Source organism: Micropruina sp. (assembly GCF_027492755.1).
Lineage (GTDB): Bacteria > Actinomycetota > Actinomycetes > Propionibacteriales > Propionibacteriaceae > Micropruina.
The window spans coordinates 1-16,695 of sequence record NZ_JAPUED010000083.1; the positions used below are offsets into that span (position 1 = coordinate 1).

The window sequence follows — 16,695 nt, forward strand, 5'->3', positions numbered from 1 at the left end:
ACGCGCTGACCTCCAATTGGACGGCGCCGACCGTGCGGCGTCCGCGACGGAGCACCACCAAGCCGCCGGGCAGCACGTCGTCGGCCGTCAGCCGTGCGGCCGGATCGCTCACCTTCGCGTTGTTCACGTAGGCACCGCCCTCACTGATCGCCCGCCGAGCCGCCGACTTGCTGGCGACGACGCCGGCTACCTCCAGGGCGTCCACGACGCTCGGCAGGCCATCCTCCGTAGACAAGCTCCGAGCGCCCAGCTCGGCCCCGACGGCTCGCAGCGTGTCGGCGGGCAGCGACGCCAGGTCACCGCGCCCGAAGAGGGCCTGGGCTGCCTCGGTGGCCGCCTCACGCTCGGCGGGCGAGTGCACCAGGTCGGTCACGTCGTCGGCCAGTGCCCGCTGGGCGATCCGCAGGTGCGGCGCCTCCGCGCTGCGGGCGGCGATCTCTTCGATCTCCTCCCGGGGGCGCTCGCTGAACACCTTCAGGTAGTCGATCACCTTGGCGTCCTCAGAGTTCAGGAAGAACTGGTGGAACGCGTACGGCGAGGTCATCGCCGGATCGAGCCAGACCGTGCCGGACTCGGTCTTGCCGAACTTCGTTCCGTCGGCCTTGGTCAGCAGCGGCGTCGCCAAAGCGTGCACTCGTGCTGCCTCCGAGCGTCGGATCAGTTCGACCCCCGCAGTGATGTTCCCCCACTGATCGGAGCCACCTGTCTGCAAGGTGCAACCGTGCCGGCGGAACAGCTCGCGGTAGTCCAGTGACTGCAGCAGCACGTAGGAGAACTCGGTGTAGGAGATCCCCGACTCGAGGCGCGCCTTGACCACCTCGCGGTCGAGCATCCGGTTGACCGGGAAGTGTTTGCCCACGTCCCGCAGGAAATCGAGGGTGGAGAGTTCGGCCGTCCAGTCGTAGTTGTTCACAACGACCGCGCCGCTGGGACCGTCGAAGGAGATCAGCCGGCTGACCTGATCACGGATCCTCGTCACCCACTCGCCGACCAGCTCCCTCGGGTTCATGGACCGCTCCCCCGCCTGCTTGGGGTCGCCGATCAGACCGGTGGAGCCGCCGACCAGGATGATCGGACGATGTCCGGCCCGCTGCAGCGCGCGGGCCACCATCATCTGCACCAGGTTGCCCATGTGGATGCTGGGGGCGGTGGGATCGAAGCCGACATAGAAGGTGATCGGTCCGGCGTCCAGGTGCGCACGGAGCGCCTCGGCATCGGTGGAGTGGGCGATCAGTCCCCGCCAGGACAGTTCTTCGAATACGTCGGTCACGCTGGGTAAGCCTAGTGGGACGCACCGGGCCCGGTGACCGAGAGAACCGTCCCCGGTGGCCGCGGGGACGGTTCTCTTGGTCACTCGGCGATGAGCTTGGACGCGGCGGCGCGGAGTTCGGCGAGTTGCTCGGCGACTCGGACGGGGGCGGTGCCACCGCGTCCGTCACGGGCGGCTACCGAGCCTTCGACGGTCAGCACCTCGAGCACCTGGGGGGTGAGCGCGGGGTGGATCTCGGCGAGCTGCTCGGCGGTCAGGTCGGGCAGGTCGATGCCGTGGGCCTCGCAGTACTTCACCGCGGCTCCGGTGATGTCGTGGGCCTGGGCGAACGGCACCCGCTGGCGGACCAGCCAGTCGGCCATGTCGGTGGCCAGCGAGAATCCGCGCGGGGCCAGCTCGGCCATCCGGTCGGTGTGGAAGGTCAGGGTCGCCACCATGCCGGCGACCGCGGGCACCAGCACCCGCAGCTGGTCGAGGCCGTCGAAGACCGGCTCCTTGTCCTCCTGCAGGTCGCGGTTGTAGGCCAACGGCAGGCCCTTCAGGGTGGCGAGCAGGCCGGTGAGGTTGCCGATCAGGCGTCCGGCCTTGCCGCGGGTGAGTTCGGCGACGTCGGGGTTCTTCTTCTGCGGCATGATCGACGAGCCGGTCGACCAGGCGTCGTCGAGGCTGGCGAAGCCGAACTCGACGGTGCACCACAGGATGACCTCTTCGGCCAGCCGGGACAGGTCGACCGAGATCTGGGCCAGTACGTAGGCGGCCTCGGCGACCAGGTCGCGGGCGGACGTCCCGTCGATCGAGTTGGCGACCGAGCCGGCGAAGCCCAGGTCGGCCGCCACCGCCTCGGGATCGAGGCCGAGCGAGGTGCCGGCCAGCGCCGCCGAGCCATACGGGCTCTGGGCCAGCCGGACGTCGAGGTCGGCCAGCCGCTGCAGGTCGCGGACCAGCGGCCAGGCATGGGCCAGCAGATGGTGCGAGAGCAGCACCGGCTGCGCATGCTGCAGATGGGTCCGGCCCGGCATCACCGCGCCGAGGTGGCGCTCGGCCTGTCCGGCCAATGCCTCGATCACGGTGCCGAGCGACTCACCCAGCACGACGAGCTCGTCACGCAGGTACAGCCGGATCAGGGTGGCGATCTGGTCGTTGCGGGACCGGCCGGCGCGCAGCCGTCCGCCCAGTTCGGGGCCGACCCGCTCGATCAGGCCGCGCTCCAGTGAGCCGTGCACGTCCTCGTCGGTGGGTGCCGCCACGTAGGCGCCGGAGACCACGTCGGCCTCGAGCGCGTCCAGGCCGGCGATCATCCCGGTCAGTTCGTCATCGGTGAGCAGCCCTGCGGCGTGCAGTGCCCGGGCGTGTGCCCGGGAGCCCGCCAGGTCGTGCCGGGCCAGCCGCCAGTCGAAAGCGGTGGACACCGACAGCGCGAACATGGCGTCGGCTGGGCCGCCGGCGAACCGGCCGCCCCACAGGCGTCCGGTTGCCTCCGCACCGTCGTTCGTCGGCTCGGCTGGGGGGTTGCTCATCTCACTCCGTTCGTGGGTTGTGGCTCATCGCCAACATGGTCTCGGCCAGGGCAGGTCCCCCGGCGGGGTCGCGGGTGATCACCGCGATGGTGTCGTCGCCGGCGATGGTGCCGAGCACCTCGGGCAGCGCCACCCGATCGATCGCCGAGGCGAAGTATTGCGCGGCGCCCGGCAGCGTCCGCAGCACGGCCAGATTCGCCGAGCCTTCGGCCGACACCAGCAGTTCGGCGCACAGCCGGGAGAGCCGGACGGTGGCCGCCGAGGAGTCGCCCGGAGTCTCGCCGGCGAGCAGGGCGTAGCTGAACTCGCCGTCGCCCTGCCGGATCCGGATGGCGCCGACGTCGACCAGGTCCTTGCTGAGCGTGCCCTGGGTGACTGCAACACCCTCGGCGGCCAGCAGCGAGGCCAGTTCGGTCTGGGAACGCACCGGTTGGCGTCCGATCAGTTCGACGATGCGGGCCTGCCGGGCGGTCTTGGTCTGCGGCAACCGTGTTTCGTTCACCCGGCCTCCAGCAGGTCGGGCAGCGCGGCGACGAAGCCGTCCAGGTCGGCGTCGGAGATGATCAGCGGCGGCGCCAGCCGCAGCACGTTGGGGCGCGGCGCGTTGATCACGAAACCGGACGCCAGCGCGGCGTCCGCGACCGCCGGAGCGATCGCATCGGTGAGTACCACGCCGCGCAGCAGCCCCTGCCCGCGCACCGCGGACACCCTGGGGTGCTGCAGGTTCAGGATGCCGCTGGCCAGCCGCTCCCCCGCCGTCCGGACCCGGGCGAGCAGGCCGTCCCGCTCGATGATGCCGAGCACCGCGAGCCCGGCCGCGGCGGCCACCGGGTTGCCGCCGAAGGTGGTGCCGTGCGCGCCCGGTCCGAGCAGGGACGCCGCCGCACCGGTGGCCACGCAGGCGCCGACCGGGAAGCCGTTGCCGAGGCCCTTGGCGAACGTGACGATGTCGCCGGTCACCCCGGATCTGGTGCTGGCCAGCCAGTCGCCACAGCGTCCGATGCCGGTTTGCACCTCGTCGATCCACAGCAGTGCACCGGCGGCGCTGGTCAGCTCACGTACCTGGGCCAAATAGTCCGACGGCGGTTCCACCACACCGTTCTCACCCTGAACGGGCTCCACGATCACGGCCGCAACCGTGTCGTCGAGGACGGCGGCCAAGGCGTCGGAGTCACCGTAGGGAACGAAGATCACCTCACCGGGCAGCGGCTCGAACGGCTCGCGGTAGGCGGGGTTGCTGGTCAGCGCCAGCGCGCCGAGGCTGCGGCCGTGAAAGGAACCTTCCATCGCGATCAGCCGGGTCCGGCCGGTGCGGCGGGTGATCTTGAAGCCGGCCTCGTTGGCCTCGGTGCCCGAGTTGGTGAAGAACACCCGTGCCGGCAGATCGGGGTGGTTGGCGGTGACGAACCCGGCCAGCTTCTCGGCCAGCGCGATCTGGGTGGGAGTGGCGAAGAAGTTCGACACGTGCCCCAGGGTGGACAGTTGCGCCGAGATAGCGCCGATCACCTGCGGATGGGCATGGCCCAGAGCGTTCACCGCCAATCCGGACAGCATGTCCAGATAGCGATTGCCGTCGGCGTCCCAGAGGTGGACGCCCTCGCCCCGCACGAACACTCGCTTGGGCGGCCCGAAAGTGTTCATCAGCGCATGGGCGTAGCGCGTTGTCAGCTCGGCCTGCGCGCCGTTGTCGGCTACCACGGTCATGCCGGCTCCTGTTCCTCGGACTCGTCCTCGCGGACCACCATGGTGCCGATGCCCTCGGTGGTGAAGATCTCCAGCAGCAGGCTGTGCGCCACCCGGCCGTCGATGATGGTGGCCCGTCCGACGCCTTCGCGGATGGCCTGCAGACAGGCTTCCATCTTGGGGATCATGCCGGCCTCCAGCGACGGCAGCATCGCATCGAGCTCGGACGGCGTGATCTGGGCGATCACCTGCTCGCAGGTCGGCCAGTCGGCGTACAGGCCCTCGACGTCGGTGAGCACCACGAACCGCTCGGCGCCCAGCGCCACAGCCAGTGCCGCCGCGGCGGTGTCGGCGTTCACGTTGTGCACGTTGCCGTCCTCATCCGGAGCGACGGTGGCGATCACCGGAATGCGGCCGCCGGCGATCAGGTCGAGCACCGTCTCCGGACGGACGGTGGTGACATCGCCCACCAGGCCGATGTCGACGTGCTCGCCGTCAATGGTCACCCCGCGCCGAGTGGCGGTGAACAGGCCGGCGTCCTCACCGGACAGGCCAACCGCGAGCGGACCGTGGGCGTTGAGCAGGCCGACCAGTTCGCGTCCGACCTGACCCACCAGCACCATCCGGACGACGTCCATCGCCTCGGGCGAGGTGACCCGGAGCCCGCCGCGGAACTCGGACGGAATGCCGAGGCGTCCGAGCATCGACGAGATTTGCGGACCGCCGCCGTGCACCACCACCGGCTTCAGCCCGCAGCGGCGCAGGAAGACGATGTCGTCGGCGAAGGCCCGCTTGAGTTCGTCGTTGACCATCGCGTTGCCGCCGTACTTGATCACCACGATCTTGCCGGCGTAGCGCTCCAGCCAGGGCAGCGCCTCGATCAGGGTCTCAGCCTTGCCGATCACTCCGGCGAGGGTTTCCCGGGTCCGGGTGGTGGGGCTCATGTGGAGTACTCCGCGTTCTCTTTGACGTAGTCGTAGGTGAGATCGTTGGTCCAGATGGTGGCTGTTGCGTCGCCGGCGTGCAGGTTGAGGTCGACGGTCACCTCGCGTCCGGTCAGATCCACCTCGGACCGGTCGGCGCCCAGCTGGCCGTCGACGAAGACCTCGGTGCCGTTGAAGGCGACATCGACGTGGTCGGGGTCGAACTGGGCTTGCACCGTGCCGGCCGAGGCCAGCACCCGGCCCCAGTTGGGGTCGTTGCCGAAGACCGCGCACTTGAACAGGTTGCTGCGGGCGATGGCGCGGGCGACGGCCAGCGCCTCGTCTTCAGTTGCCGCGCCGGAGACCGTCACCTCGATGTCGTGGGCCGAGCCCTCGGCGTCGGCGAGCAACTGCCGGGCCAGCGAATGGCAGACTCCGGTGAGCGCCTCGGTGAACTCCTCCGGGTCGGCCTCGACCCCGGACGCCCCGCTGGCCAGCAGGATCACCGTGTCGTTGGTGGACATGCAGCCGTCGGAGTCGGTTCGGTCGAAGGTGAACCCGGTCGCAGTGCGGAGTGCGGCGTCCAGCTGGTCGGGCGCGACGACCGCGTCGGTGGTAAGCACGACGAGCATGGTGGCCAGCGCGGGCGCCAGCATGCCGGCACCCTTCGCCATGCCGCCGATCGCCCAGTGCTGCGGCGAGGAGTAGTCGGCCTGCTTGGCGACGGTGTCGGTGGTCATGATCGCCTCGGCGGCCGCCGGTCCGCCCTCTTCGGAGAGGTCCTGCGCGGCCAGCTCGATGCCGGCCAGCACCTTCGTCATCGGCAGCCGGACGCCGATCAGCCCGGTGGAGCAGACCGCCACGTCGTCGACCTCGCAACCGACGGACGCCGCCGTCCACTCGGCCATCTGGCGGGCGTCGTCCAGTCCGGCGCGTCCGGTGCAGGCGTTGGCGCCGCCGGAGTTGAGCACGACCGCGGCGAGGCGTCCGTTCGCGACGACGTCGGCCGACCACAGCACGGGTGCTGCCTTGAAGGCGTTGGAGGTGAACACGGCGGCCGCGTGGGCGTCCGGACCGTTGTTGACGACGATCGCGAGGTCGGGGCGTCCGGATTCCTTGAGGCCGGCGGTGACACCGGTCGCGGTGAAGCCCTTGGGGGTGGTGACGCTCATGGCGCGACTCCGATCGTCGACAGGCCGGTGGTCTCGGGGAGTCCGAGAGCCAGGTTCATGGATTGGACGGCGCCGCCCGCGGTGCCCTTGGCCAGGTTGTCCAGCGCGGCGACGGCGACCAGGCGGTTCGCGGCTTCATCGACCGCGACCTGGACCTGGACGGCATTGGAGCCGAACACTGCCTGGGTCTGCGGCCAGATGCCCTCGGGCAGAAGGTGGACGAAGGGTTCGTCGGCGTAGGCCTCCGCGTAGGCGGTTCGCACCCGTTGATCGAGCTTGTCGAGATCCTTGTTGTCGAGGTTGTTGCCGTTCAGCGGCGCGGTCACCGTGGCCAGGATGCCGCGCGCCATCGGCACCAGCACCGGGGTGAACGACAGGGTCGGCGCCTGGGCGCCGAGCCGACGGAAGTTCTGCAGCATCTCGGGGACGTGCCGGTGCACGCCCCCAACCCCGTAGGCGCTGGCGTTGCCCAGCAGTTCGGCGGCCAGCAGGTTGACCCTGAGGCTCTTGCCGGCCCCGGACGGCCCGGTCGGGGCGACCACCACCACGTCCCGGCCGTCGGTCAGGCCGGCGGTCAGCGCCGGCAACAGCGCCAGCGTGACGGTGGTCGGGAAGCAGCCCGGGACGGCGATCCGATTGGTCTCGGCGAGGACGGCCCGCTGGCCGGGAAGTTCGGGCAGGCCGTAGGGCCAGGTGCCGGCGTGCGGCGTCCCGTAGAACTTCTGCCAGTCGGCCGGGTCGCTCAGCCGGAAGTCGGCGCCGGCGTCGATCACCAGCACGTCGTCGCCGAGTTGCTCGGCCACGGCCGCGGACGCCCCGTGCGGCAGCGCCAGGAAGACCACATCGTGACCGGCCAGGTTCGCGGCGGTAGTGTCGAGCACCTCGACGTCGGCCAACGGCAGCAGGTGCGGGTGGTGTTCGATCAGCCGCGAACCCGCGCTGGACTTGGCCGTCAGGTTGCCGATGGTGACCTCGGGGTGCTGCAACAGCAGCCGCAGCAGCTCGCCTCCGGCGTAGCCGGTGCACCCCGCGACAGCGATCCGAACAGACATAGGCATTACTATGCCGAAGGTGGAATGAATATTCCAATCGGCTCGCGACGACACGACAAAACCCTCCCTAACCAGTTCAGCCCTCCCGCATGTGGGAGGGCGTAGGTAGTTAGGGAGGGCCTTGGGTGCCGGACGCGCATCTCAAGACCGGCGTCCGACACCGGGCCGGGCACACCGCGAGGGGTGGCCCGGCACCGGGTCAGATGTGGTCGATCAGCTCGTTCACGCCGCCGAGGATCTGGTTCGGCCGGAACGGGTACTTGGCCACATCCTCTGTCGTAGTCAGGCCGCTGAGCACCAGAACGGTGTGCAGACCGGCCTCCATGCCCGCGACGATGTCGGTGTCCATCCGGTCGCCGATCATCGCGGTGGACTCGGAGTGAGCCTCGATCCGGCGCATGGCCGAGCGGAACATCATCGGGTTCGGCTTGCCGACCACGTACGGCGTCCGGTTGGTCGCCGCGGTGATCATGGCCGCCACCGCACCCGCGGCGGGCAGCAGGCCGTCCTTGGACGGGCCGGTGGTGTCCGGGTTGGTCACGATGAACCGGGCACCCTTGGTGATCAGCCGGATCGCCTTGGTGATCGCCTCGAATGAGATGTTGCGGGTCTCGCCGAGCACCACGAAGTCCGGGTCGGTCTCGGTGAGGACGAAGCCGGCATCATGGATGGCGGTGGTCAGGCCCGCCTCGCCGATCACGAAGGCGGTCTTGTCGCCGGGCTGCTCGGCGAGGAAGGCGCCGGTGGCCATGGCGGAGGTCCAGATGTTCTCCTCGGGGATCCGCAGGCCGGAGCGCTCCAGGCGCGCGGCGAGGTCACGAGGGGTGAAGAGCGAGTTGTTGGTCAGAACAAGGAAGCGCTTGGAGGTGTCGACCCAGCGCTCGATCAGTTCGGCTGCACCGGGGAGAGCCTGCTCCTCGTGCACGAGGACGCCGTCCATGTCGGTGAGCCAGCATTCAATATCGCGAGCTTTTCGCATGACTTCATCATACTCGTTTTTAGTCAAAAGTACTAAAACATACTCTGGCAGCGCCATTCGTCCGTTCCCTGGACACCTCGACCAGTCGCCGGATGCGGGTCACGGACGTCGGCGCCGTGCGGCAAGATCGAGGGATGCAGATCCGGCTCGCGACCCGCGGCTCCCGACTGGCCATGGTGCAGTCGGGCATGATCGCGGACGCCCTGCGCGGCCTGGGCGCCGACGTCGAGCTGGTGGCGGTCAAGACTCTGGGCGACGTTTCCACTGCTCCGCTGTCCAGCATGGGCGGTGTGGGCGTGTTCGTGGCGGCCGTCCGTGAGGCGGTGCTGGCCGGCGCCTGCGACCTGGCGGTGCACTCGTTGAAGGACCTGCCCACCACCCCTGCCGAGGGGTTGACCCTGGGTGCGATCCCCGAGAGGGAGGATCCGCGGGACGCCCTGTGTGCCCGGGACGGGCTCGGGCTCTGGGGCCTGCCGCGGGGTGCGAAGATCGGCACCGGATCACCCCGGCGTGCCGCCCAGCTTCGGGCCGTGCGGTGGGATCTGGAAGTCGTGGACATCCGCGGTAACGTCGACACCCGGCTGAGCCGGGTCGGCGCCGATCTGGACGCGGTGGTGCTGGCCGCTGCGGGTCTGAACCGGCTGGGCCGCGCCGACGCGATCACCGAGTTCTTCGAGCCGGACGTGCTGATGCCGGCGCCCGCGCAGGGGGCTCTCGCCTTGGAGTGTCGCAGCGGAGACACCGAGCTGCTGGCCCTGCTGGCGCAACTCGATCACTCCCCCACCCGGATCGCGGTGGAGGCCGAGCGGGAGCTGATGCGGCTGGTTGAGGCGGGTTGTGCCGCGCCGTTCGGTGCCCTGGCGGAGGTCACGGCTGAACCGACTCAGGACTCGACCGCCGCCGACATTGTCTTGACGGACAACCCGACCGTCGCTGGTCGAGCTTGTCGAGACCTTGGCGAGATCGGCGGCGACGGGGGGTTTCGACAAGCTCAACCAACGGTGGCACGGCTGCGACTGCAGGCCCGGCTGGCAGCACCGGACGGGATGACGACTCTGGCCAAGTCGATCCGGGTCGAGAGCGGACCAACGGGGCTATCCCCGCACTCGCCCGACCCCCGAACTGTCGGCACCATCAAGGAGATCGTCGCCGCCATGGCGCAGGACCTCGCGCCGCTGGTCGGGCTGCGGGTGCTGATGCCGCCGTCCCGCCTCGCCGAGGCGGTCGCGCTGCGCGGCGCCCAGGTGACGACGGCGGCCTTCACTCGGCACACGACTGTCGCCGACCCCCGAATTGCCGAACGGATCGGCGGACTTGCCGCCGGTGGCTACGACTGGCTGGTGCTGACCTCGGCCCGGACCCTTGGCGCGCTGCGTGAACTCGGTGTCGACCTTGCCGCCGTACTGCCTGAGGGCACCAAGGTCGCCGCCGTGGGGCCTGCGACCGCGGCCGCGGCCCGCGAGGCTGGGCTGCCGGTGGACCTGCTGCCGACCTCGGGTTCCGGTGGCGCCGACCTGGCCGCATCGTTCCCCGACGAACCGGGACGGGTGCTGGTGCCCGGAGCCGCCGACCCGGCCGCGGGGCTGGACGCCGGTCTCACCGCACGCGGATTCCACGTCGACCGGGTCGCCGTCTATCGGACCGATCCGGTCGAGAGTCTCGATGAGGAGGTCCGCCTAGGCTGGCCGGACGGCTTCGACGCGTTCGTGGTGACCGCGCCGTCCGTGGCCCGGGCCGCCGCGGAGCTGCTCGGTCGGCCCGGTCCCCCGGTGGTCGCGCTTGGCGAAAGCAGTGCCGCAGCCGCCCGTGCCGCCGGATTCACCGTGGTCGCGACCGCCGCCGAGGCAACCCCGGCCGGGCTGGTGAACGCCCTGGCCACCCTGCGAAAGGAAGACCGATGATCGTCCGTCCCCGCCGGCTGCGCAGCACGCCGGCCATGCGTGCTCTGGTGGCCGAGACCCGGATCCACCCGAGTCAGCTGGTGCTGCCGATGTTCGTCGCCGAGGGGCTGGACGCGCCGCGTCCGATCAGCTCGCTGCCGGGGGTCGTGCAGCACACCGTCGATTCGCTGGTCGACGAGGTGCGCCGGTCCGTCACGCTCGGGTTGGGCGGCGTGATGCTGTTCGGCGTCCCCCGACCCGAGGACAAGGACGCCGTCGGCTCGGTCGGCTCCTCTCCGGACGGCATTCTCAACCGGGCACTGACCGCTCTCCGGGACGCCGTCGGCGACGACATCGTGATCATGGCCGACACCTGCCTGGACGAGTTCACCGACCACGGCCATTGCGGGGTGCTGGACGAGCGCGGCCGGGTCGACAACGACGCCACCAACGACCGTTACGTCGAGTTGGCGCTCAGCCAGGCCCGGGCCGGCGCGCATGTGGTGGGGCCGTCCGGGATGATGGACGGCCAGGTGGCCGCGATCCGTGACGGCCTGGACGCCGCTGGCTTCACCGACACCGCGATCCTCGCCTACGCAGCCAAGTACGCCTCGGCCTTCTACGGACCGTTCCGCGAAGCCGTGAACTCAGCGCTGTCGGGCGACCGACGCACCTACCAGCAGGATCCGGCGAACCGCCGCGAGGGCGTCCGGGAGGCCGATCTGGACGAGGCCGAGGGCGCCGACATGCTGATGGTGAAGCCGGCCGGGTACTACCTCGATGTGCTCGCCGATGTCGCCGCCCGGTCCCAGGTCCCGGTCGCGGCGTATCACGTTTCGGGCGAGTACGCGATGGTCTGCGCCGCCGCCGAACGGGGTTGGCTGAACCGGGACGCCGCGCTGGCCGAGGCGGTCACCGCCATCCTGCGGGCCGGTGCCGACATCGTGCTGACCTATGCGGCCTCCGAACTGGCCGAACGTGCGAACGGGAGCAAGCGATGAGTCTCTTTCAGCGGGCCTGCCGGGTGATCCCCGGCGGTGTGTCGTCACCGGTCCGGGCGTTCGGCTCGGTGGGGGGCGATCCGGTGTTCATCGCGCGGGCGTCCGGGCCGTACCTGTACGACACAGACGGCCGCGAGTACGTGGACGCCGTCGGCTCGTGGGGTCCGGCGCTGCTCGGCCACGCCCACCCGGAAGTGGTGGCCGCAGTGCAGGCCGCGGCGGCACGCGGACTGTCGTTCGGCGCCCCCACCCAGGCCGAGGTCGAGCTGGCCGAGGCTGTCCGGAACCGAGTTCCTGAGGCGGAGAAGGTGCGTTTCGTCTCCACCGGGACCGAGGCGTGCATGACCGCGATCCGGCTGGCTCGCGGCGCCACCGGACGCGACCTGGTGGTGAAGTTCGCCGGCTGCTACCACGGGCATTCCGACGGTCTGCTGGCCGCCGCCGGCTCTGGTGTCGCCACCCAGGGGCTGCCCGGTTCGGCCGGAGTCACCGCGGCGACCGCCGCCCAGACGATCGTGGTGCCCTACAACGATCCGGACGCCCTAGAGGCGGCGTTCGCCGCGCACCCGGACCAGATCGCCGCGGTGATCACCGAGCCGGCACCGGCGAATATGGGCGTGGTTCCGCCGCGGGATGGGTTCAACGCGTTCCTTCGCGAGATCACCCGGCGGCACGGCGCGCTGCTGATCTTCGACGAAGTGCTGACCGGTTTCCGGGTGGGTTACCGGGGCTGGTGGGGGCTGGAGCAATCGTCGGTCGAGCGTGTCGAGACCACCCCGCTGGCTGAGGCGCCCGATCTGTTCACCTTCGGCAAGGTGGTCGGCGGCGGCATGCCACTGGCCGCGATCGGCGGACGTGCCGAGCTGATGGATCTGCTGGCCCCGGTCGGTCCGGTCTACCAGGCGGGCACGCTGTCCGGGAATCCGCTCGCGACGGCGGCCGGCATCACCACGCTGGCGCTGGCCGACGAGAGTGTCTACCAGCGGGTGGACGCCGCGTCGTCTGCGCTGCGGGTGGCGATCGGGGCGGCCCTGGATTCGGCCGGGGTTCCGCACCGCGTGCAGGCGGCCGGATCGTTGTTCACCGTCTTCTTCGGCGAATTCGACGGCCCGATCGACAACTATCCGGCGGCCCAGCAGCAGGATTCAGCGGCCTTCGCCCGGTTCTTCCACGCCATGTTGGACGCCGGGGTCGCGCTGCCCCCGTCCGGATACGAGGCCTGGTTCCTGTCCGCGGCGCACGACGACGCCGTGCTGAACCGGATCGTCGACGCGTTGCCATCGGCCGCCCGAGCCGCGAGTCGATCGTGACCACACCGTTGGTCGAGCTTGCCGAGACTCCCAGCCAACCGCTGGTCGAGCTTGTCGAGACCCCTTCGCGAGGTTTCGACAAGCTCAACCAACACAAGCTCAACCGACGAGGTCCGCGGTGACCGGGCGGGTCACGTTGGTCGGGGGTGGACCCGGTGATCCTGGGTTGCTCACTGTCGCTGGGCTCGACGCGCTGCGTGGCGCCGATGTCGTCCTCTACGACCATCTGGCGCCGCTGTCCTGCCTGGAGGAATGCCCGCCTGGCGCGTTGCTGATCGATGTCGGCAAGATTCCCGGCGGACGGGCCACCTCGCAGCAGCGGATCAACGAGCTACTGATCGAGCACGCCCAGGCCGGACGGCACGTCGTCCGGTTCAAGGGCGGCGACCCGTTCGTGTTCGGACGTGGCGGCGAAGAGGTGCTGGCCTGCGCCGAGGCCGGTCTCGGCGTGGCGGTGATTCCGGGCGTCACCTCGGCGGTCGCCGGACCGGCGCTGGCCGGCATCCCGGTCACCCATCGCGGCGTCGTCCAGGCGTTCACCGTGGTCTCGGGACATGTACCACCGGGTCACCCCGCCTCGACCACCGACTGGACGGCGCTGGCCCACGCCGGCCACACCATCGTGGTGCTGATGGGAGTGGCCAACCTCGGCGCGATCTGCGCCGAACTCGTCGCGCAAGGACTGCCCGCCGAGACACCGGCGGCCGTCATCGCGGACGCCTGGCTGCCCACCATGCGCACCGTCCGCGCCGGGGTCACCGAGATCGCCGAGCAGGCGAAGCAGGTCGGAATCCACGCGCCGGCGATCGCCGTGATCGGTGAGGTGGCAGCCCAGGAGTTACCGGTCGGGGCGCCGTCCGAGTTTGAACAGGCCGCGAAGGCCGATGAAGCCGTCACCGACGAGCTACGACCGGCGCGAGCCGACGACGCTGCCGAGCTGCTGGTGCTGCAACGCGCCTGCTGGACCTCGGACGCCATCCTCAACAACACCTTCGAGATTCCGGCGCTGCACGAAGACCTGGCCACCGTCCGGGCGAACTTCGCGACCTACGAGACCTGGGTGCTGCGACGCGGACCGCGCCTGATCGGTGCCGTGCGCGGAGTTCTGCGCGGTACGGACTGGGAGGTCGGACGCCTCATGGTCGCCCCCGACCTGCAGGGCCAGGGACTCGGACGGATGCTGCTGCAGCACATCGAACGTCAAGCACCGCCGTCCGCGCGTCGACTGTGGCTGTTCACCGGCAAACGCAGCGAGGCGAATATTCGCCTCTACACCCGGGCCGGTTACCAACTCATCCCGGACGACGACGATTCGCTCCCCCACGTCCCCCATACCGTGCGGCTGGTGAAGCTCACCTCACCAGAGAGTTCGCAGACCCGCTAAACCGTGGAACACCGAATCATCGGTGATCAGCGTCATCGACTCGATCATCGCCTGCGCGGCGAGCATCCGGTCGAATGGATCATGGTGCTCCCAGTCCAGGCCTCCGCTGAGCAGACAGTGATCCTCGGTCAGCGGCAGGCGAGTCACTCCAAGACGATCAAGATGGCGCGCGTAGCCGCCGACCACCGCGTCGGCCTGCGGCAGCTTGCCGATTCGATGCTTGGTGGCGATCTCCCACGCCGATGCTGCTGACACGGCCACCTGCGACCTGCGGTCGGCCACCACTCGGGCAGCCCCTGCACCAAGACGCGATGGCGCCGTCAGCGCCCAGAGCAGCGTGTGCGTGTCCAGCAAGTAGCTCATGCCGAGCCTTCCCAGGCGGCGAGTTCCTCCTCAGGCAATGGCTCGAAGAACGAGTCTGGCACCTCATAGGCGACGAACCCGAGTTCCCGCTCCTCGGTCTCCTTCAGCGGGACCAGACGCGCAACCGGACGATCACCGCGGGAGATGACGATCTCCTCGCCGTGCTCGACGGCGGTCAGCAGGGCAGACAAATGCGTCTTCGCGTACTGCACCTTCACCGTGTCCATAACCACGATGGTAGATAGATGACCACGGTTGGTCAACCATTATTGGTCAACTTAGTCTGCCAGTCCCAGCGCACCGCGTCGATTCGCATCTGCCCCTCGCTCTGCCCGATACCCGATGATCACGGTAACTGCCGACTAAGCTAGGCCGACCTCTCGCAGGATTGCCCGGGCTTTGGCCACACGCTGCGTGGCGACCGCCCGGATGCGTGTCAGCGCGGGCAGATTTGCCACGACGTACTTGCTCTGGATCTCGGCGGCGATGTTGGCCGTCCTCTGGGTTATGCCATGGGAATCCCGGCAGGATGCCTCTGCCATCAGCGCCTTCTTGCGTCGATCAGCGCTCCAGTCGCTACCCAGCTCGGCCCCGCCCAACCCGGACACGCGGTCCACGGCGAGACCCGACTTTCGCAGACACTTACCCATCTGCCTGGTCATCGCAACAAATCGCCGATCGGCGAGGGTCGCATCGAATGCCTCGCCGGACCACAGCATGACACCCTGCAACTGCTCGTCGTCGGGCTGGTAGCTCGGACCAATCGGCTCCAGCTCACGGTGCTCAGGTTCACCCCCGCAACGGGCAGCGGTCGCCTGATCTGCATCAATGGCCCGCGGCGAGTGGACCGCGCTCGCCGATGACCCGTTCTTTGCGAGGTAGGGCGCATTCCAATAGCCAAACAACCAGTGGTTTGCGTCCGGCGCCATGGACAAATAGCGGCGCGCTTCCCGGAGCGCCATTGTCGGAATGCTGTCGCTGGGACGGACGCATCGCGCATACACGATGCTTTGGGCAACAACGACCAACTGCTCCTCTCGGGGAGACATCCCATAGCGATCCAACGGCAACTCAATCGTGGCGTCGGCCCAGTTCAGCACTGCTTTTAGACTCTTCTTGGACGGGCTCGGAAGGTCGCTCTGAGCTGGAGCATTGGGACTAAGAGACACTGGGGACATCGAAGGCGACTGTGGGCTCTCCCTACTGGATATGTCGGCCTGACCACATCCCGCCAAGAGCCCAGTTAGCAAGACCACGGAAGAGATCCCTCCAAGCCAAGGGGCCAACTTCGCTGGGACAGCACGGCTCAATGCACTCAATTACGTACAGTCCTGTCTGCACAAAAGCGGGGAATCTGCAAGAATAGTAACAATCAGCTGACGATATTCATGCAGCATAGCATATCAACGACACGCTGTTGATCTTGTCGTTAAAGGTACTGCTCAGAGTTGAGCGTGAACTGTTTTTGGAAACGGTCAAGCGACTTCCATTTCCATTCTTCCCGGTGAAATAGTAGTGTGAGTCATTCGTCCAGTTAGCCATCGAAGAGATTTTATTTTGCCACCCACTAGGGCTCTTACTTAGATCCCAGAAGCCACAGACGGTGCGCTTAGCAAACTTCGTGGCAGGAATGGAGAAGTTTGACCCGCGGAAGTAGCTATCCTTCCACCAGCAGCCATATATTCCACCTGCTGGTATATCACAGCCTGTCGGCGGGTTCGGCTGCACCACATTTGGGACAACACTTGACGATTGAGAGGTTGGCTCAGCCACGCTGCCATCGCCATCTCGCGGGACAGGTCTAGCAGTCTGCCCGCTGAGAGGATCGACTTCATCATCTGCATGTGACACCGCGGGATGCGCAAGAGACACCGAGAGGAAAATCGCGAGACAAGCAACAACACGCAGCCCCGGCTTGAAAGAATGTCGAACACTGAGCATGTGGGGGCCTCTGTAGATCCTGCGCACGGAAGAACTCCCGTGCTATCGACGGATACTAGACAGAACACTAGAGATCGTCAATGAGGTAGCGAAATCCGTCAGCATGCTCGACCTGACCAAATCTCATGATCTACACCCGCTGGACGGCCTCGAATCGGCGCACCGCTTCGGCCACCGCGGAGTCACGGGCTGCGGCGATCTCGGCGTCCTTCAGCGTCCG

At 68.5% G+C, this 16,695-nt stretch carries 15 protein-coding genes and 2 pseudogenes; 6 read left to right on the forward strand and 11 right to left on the reverse strand.

Annotated features, from left to right (window positions below; genetic code table 11):
* From tyrS to Q0066_RS05575, 8 genes are all read right to left on the reverse strand, one after another.
* A partial coding sequence (gene tyrS / locus Q0066_RS05540) for a tyrosine--tRNA ligase (protein WP_298130908.1) occupies positions 1-1,270 on the reverse strand: 1,270 nt, incomplete at its 3' end.
* A gap of 80 nt (positions 1,271-1,350) precedes the next feature.
* On the reverse strand, positions 1,351-2,787 hold the full coding sequence (gene argH / locus Q0066_RS05545; protein WP_298130909.1) for an argininosuccinate lyase: 1,437 nt from the start codon (positions 2,785-2,787) through the stop codon (positions 1,351-1,353).
* A gap of 1 nt (position 2,788) precedes the next feature.
* Positions 2,789-3,289, reverse strand: coding sequence for an arginine repressor (locus Q0066_RS05550; protein WP_298130910.1), 501 nt, complete (start codon positions 3,287-3,289; stop codon positions 2,789-2,791).
* The gene (locus Q0066_RS05555; protein ID WP_298130911.1) at positions 3,286-4,491 is read right to left on the reverse strand and encodes an acetylornithine transaminase; all 1,206 of its coding nucleotides are present in this window, start codon (positions 4,489-4,491) and stop codon (positions 3,286-3,288) included. Before Q0066_RS05555 ends, Q0066_RS05550 begins: the two co-directional genes overlap by 4 nt.
* Entirely contained in the window at positions 4,488-5,414 is a 927-nt protein-coding gene (gene argB, locus Q0066_RS05560) for an acetylglutamate kinase (RefSeq protein ID WP_298130912.1), read from the reverse strand. The genes Q0066_RS05555 and argB overlap by 4 nt, the downstream gene beginning before the upstream one ends.
* The gene (gene argJ / locus Q0066_RS05565; protein WP_298130913.1) at positions 5,411-6,565 is read right to left on the reverse strand and encodes a bifunctional glutamate N-acetyltransferase/amino-acid acetyltransferase ArgJ; all 1,155 of its coding nucleotides are present in this window, start codon (positions 6,563-6,565) and stop codon (positions 5,411-5,413) included. The genes argB and argJ overlap by 4 nt, the downstream gene beginning before the upstream one ends.
* Positions 6,562-7,617 carry an N-acetyl-gamma-glutamyl-phosphate reductase gene (gene argC / locus Q0066_RS05570; protein ID WP_298130914.1) on the reverse strand — a complete coding sequence of 352 codons (1,056 nt, stop codon included), beginning with the start codon at positions 7,615-7,617 and terminating at the stop codon, positions 6,562-6,564. The genes argJ and argC overlap by 4 nt, the downstream gene beginning before the upstream one ends.
* A gap of 199 nt (positions 7,618-7,816) precedes the next feature.
* Positions 7,817-8,596: an HAD-IIA family hydrolase gene (locus Q0066_RS05575; RefSeq protein WP_298130915.1), complete on the reverse strand. Its 780-nt coding sequence runs from the start codon at positions 8,594-8,596 to the stop codon at positions 7,817-7,819.
* Between the two features lie 134 nt (positions 8,597-8,730).
* Here Q0066_RS05575 and hemC point away from each other — a divergent pair.
* From hemC to Q0066_RS05605, 6 genes and pseudogenes are all read left to right on the forward strand, one after another.
* Positions 8,731-9,471, forward strand: a pseudogene (hemC, locus tag Q0066_RS05580) (hydroxymethylbilane synthase); the annotation flags it as partial.
* Positions 9,472-9,792: 321 nt separating this feature from the next.
* Positions 9,793-10,497: a uroporphyrinogen-III synthase gene (locus Q0066_RS05585; RefSeq protein WP_298130926.1), complete on the forward strand. Its 705-nt coding sequence runs from the start codon at positions 9,793-9,795 to the stop codon at positions 10,495-10,497.
* On the forward strand, positions 10,494-11,477 hold the full coding sequence (gene hemB / locus Q0066_RS05590; RefSeq protein WP_298130916.1) for a porphobilinogen synthase: 984 nt from the start codon (positions 10,494-10,496) through the stop codon (positions 11,475-11,477). Before Q0066_RS05585 ends, hemB begins: the two co-directional genes overlap by 4 nt.
* Positions 11,474-12,787: a glutamate-1-semialdehyde 2,1-aminomutase gene (gene hemL, locus Q0066_RS05595; protein WP_298130918.1), complete on the forward strand. Its 1,314-nt coding sequence runs from the start codon at positions 11,474-11,476 to the stop codon at positions 12,785-12,787. Before hemB ends, hemL begins: the two co-directional genes overlap by 4 nt.
* Before the next feature lie 118 nt (positions 12,788-12,905).
* Positions 12,906-13,628 (forward strand): annotated as a pseudogene (gene cobA / locus Q0066_RS05600) (uroporphyrinogen-III C-methyltransferase); the annotation flags it as partial.
* Between the two features lie 102 nt (positions 13,629-13,730).
* Complete coding sequence (locus Q0066_RS05605; RefSeq protein ID WP_298130927.1) at positions 13,731-14,171, forward strand: GNAT family N-acetyltransferase; 441 nt, start codon at positions 13,731-13,733, stop codon at positions 14,169-14,171.
* Here the strand turns inward: Q0066_RS05605 and Q0066_RS05610 are convergent.
* The 3 genes from Q0066_RS05610 to Q0066_RS05620 all read right to left on the reverse strand — a co-directional run bounded on the left by Q0066_RS05610 (position 14,145) and on the right by Q0066_RS05620 (position 15,634).
* Positions 14,145-14,534: a type II toxin-antitoxin system VapC family toxin gene (locus Q0066_RS05610; RefSeq protein WP_298130920.1), complete on the reverse strand. Its 390-nt coding sequence runs from the start codon at positions 14,532-14,534 to the stop codon at positions 14,145-14,147. The genes Q0066_RS05605 and Q0066_RS05610 overlap by 27 nt on opposite strands.
* Complete coding sequence (locus Q0066_RS05615) at positions 14,531-14,761, reverse strand: type II toxin-antitoxin system prevent-host-death family antitoxin (RefSeq protein WP_298130922.1); 231 nt, start codon at positions 14,759-14,761, stop codon at positions 14,531-14,533. The genes Q0066_RS05610 and Q0066_RS05615 overlap by 4 nt, the downstream gene beginning before the upstream one ends.
* A gap of 135 nt (positions 14,762-14,896) precedes the next feature.
* Entirely contained in the window at positions 14,897-15,634 is a 738-nt protein-coding gene (locus Q0066_RS05620) for a hypothetical protein (RefSeq protein ID WP_298130925.1), read from the reverse strand.
* Positions 15,635-16,695: the final 1,061 nt, after the last annotated feature.

Coding starts and splice junctions, on each gene's coding strand:
- argB (WP_298130912.1), bottom strand. CDS start 5,414: ATGAGCCCCACCACCCGGACCCGGGAAACCCTCGCCGGAGTGATCGGC.
- Q0066_RS05575 (WP_298130915.1), bottom strand. CDS start 8,596: ATGCGAAAAGCTCGCGATATTGAATGCTGGCTCACCGACATGGACGGC.
- argH (WP_298130909.1), bottom strand. CDS start 2,787: ATGAGCAACCCCCCAGCCGAGCCGACGAACGACGGTGCGGAGGCAACC.
- Q0066_RS05615 (WP_298130922.1), bottom strand. CDS start 14,761: ATGGACACGGTGAAGGTGCAGTACGCGAAGACGCATTTGTCTGCCCTG.
- hemL (WP_298130918.1), top strand. CDS start 11,474: ATGAGTCTCTTTCAGCGGGCCTGCCGGGTGATCCCCGGCGGTGTGTCG.
- argJ (WP_298130913.1), bottom strand. CDS start 6,565: ATGAGCGTCACCACCCCCAAGGGCTTCACCGCGACCGGTGTCACCGCC.
- Q0066_RS05555 (WP_298130911.1), bottom strand. CDS start 4,491: ATGACCGTGGTAGCCGACAACGGCGCGCAGGCCGAGCTGACAACGCGC.
- Q0066_RS05610 (WP_298130920.1), bottom strand. CDS start 14,534: ATGAGCTACTTGCTGGACACGCACACGCTGCTCTGGGCGCTGACGGCG.
- argC (WP_298130914.1), bottom strand. CDS start 7,617: ATGTCTGTTCGGATCGCTGTCGCGGGGTGCACCGGCTACGCCGGAGGC.
- Q0066_RS05585 (WP_298130926.1), top strand. CDS start 9,793: ATGCCGCCGTCCCGCCTCGCCGAGGCGGTCGCGCTGCGCGGCGCCCAG.
- hemB (WP_298130916.1), top strand. CDS start 10,494: ATGATCGTCCGTCCCCGCCGGCTGCGCAGCACGCCGGCCATGCGTGCT.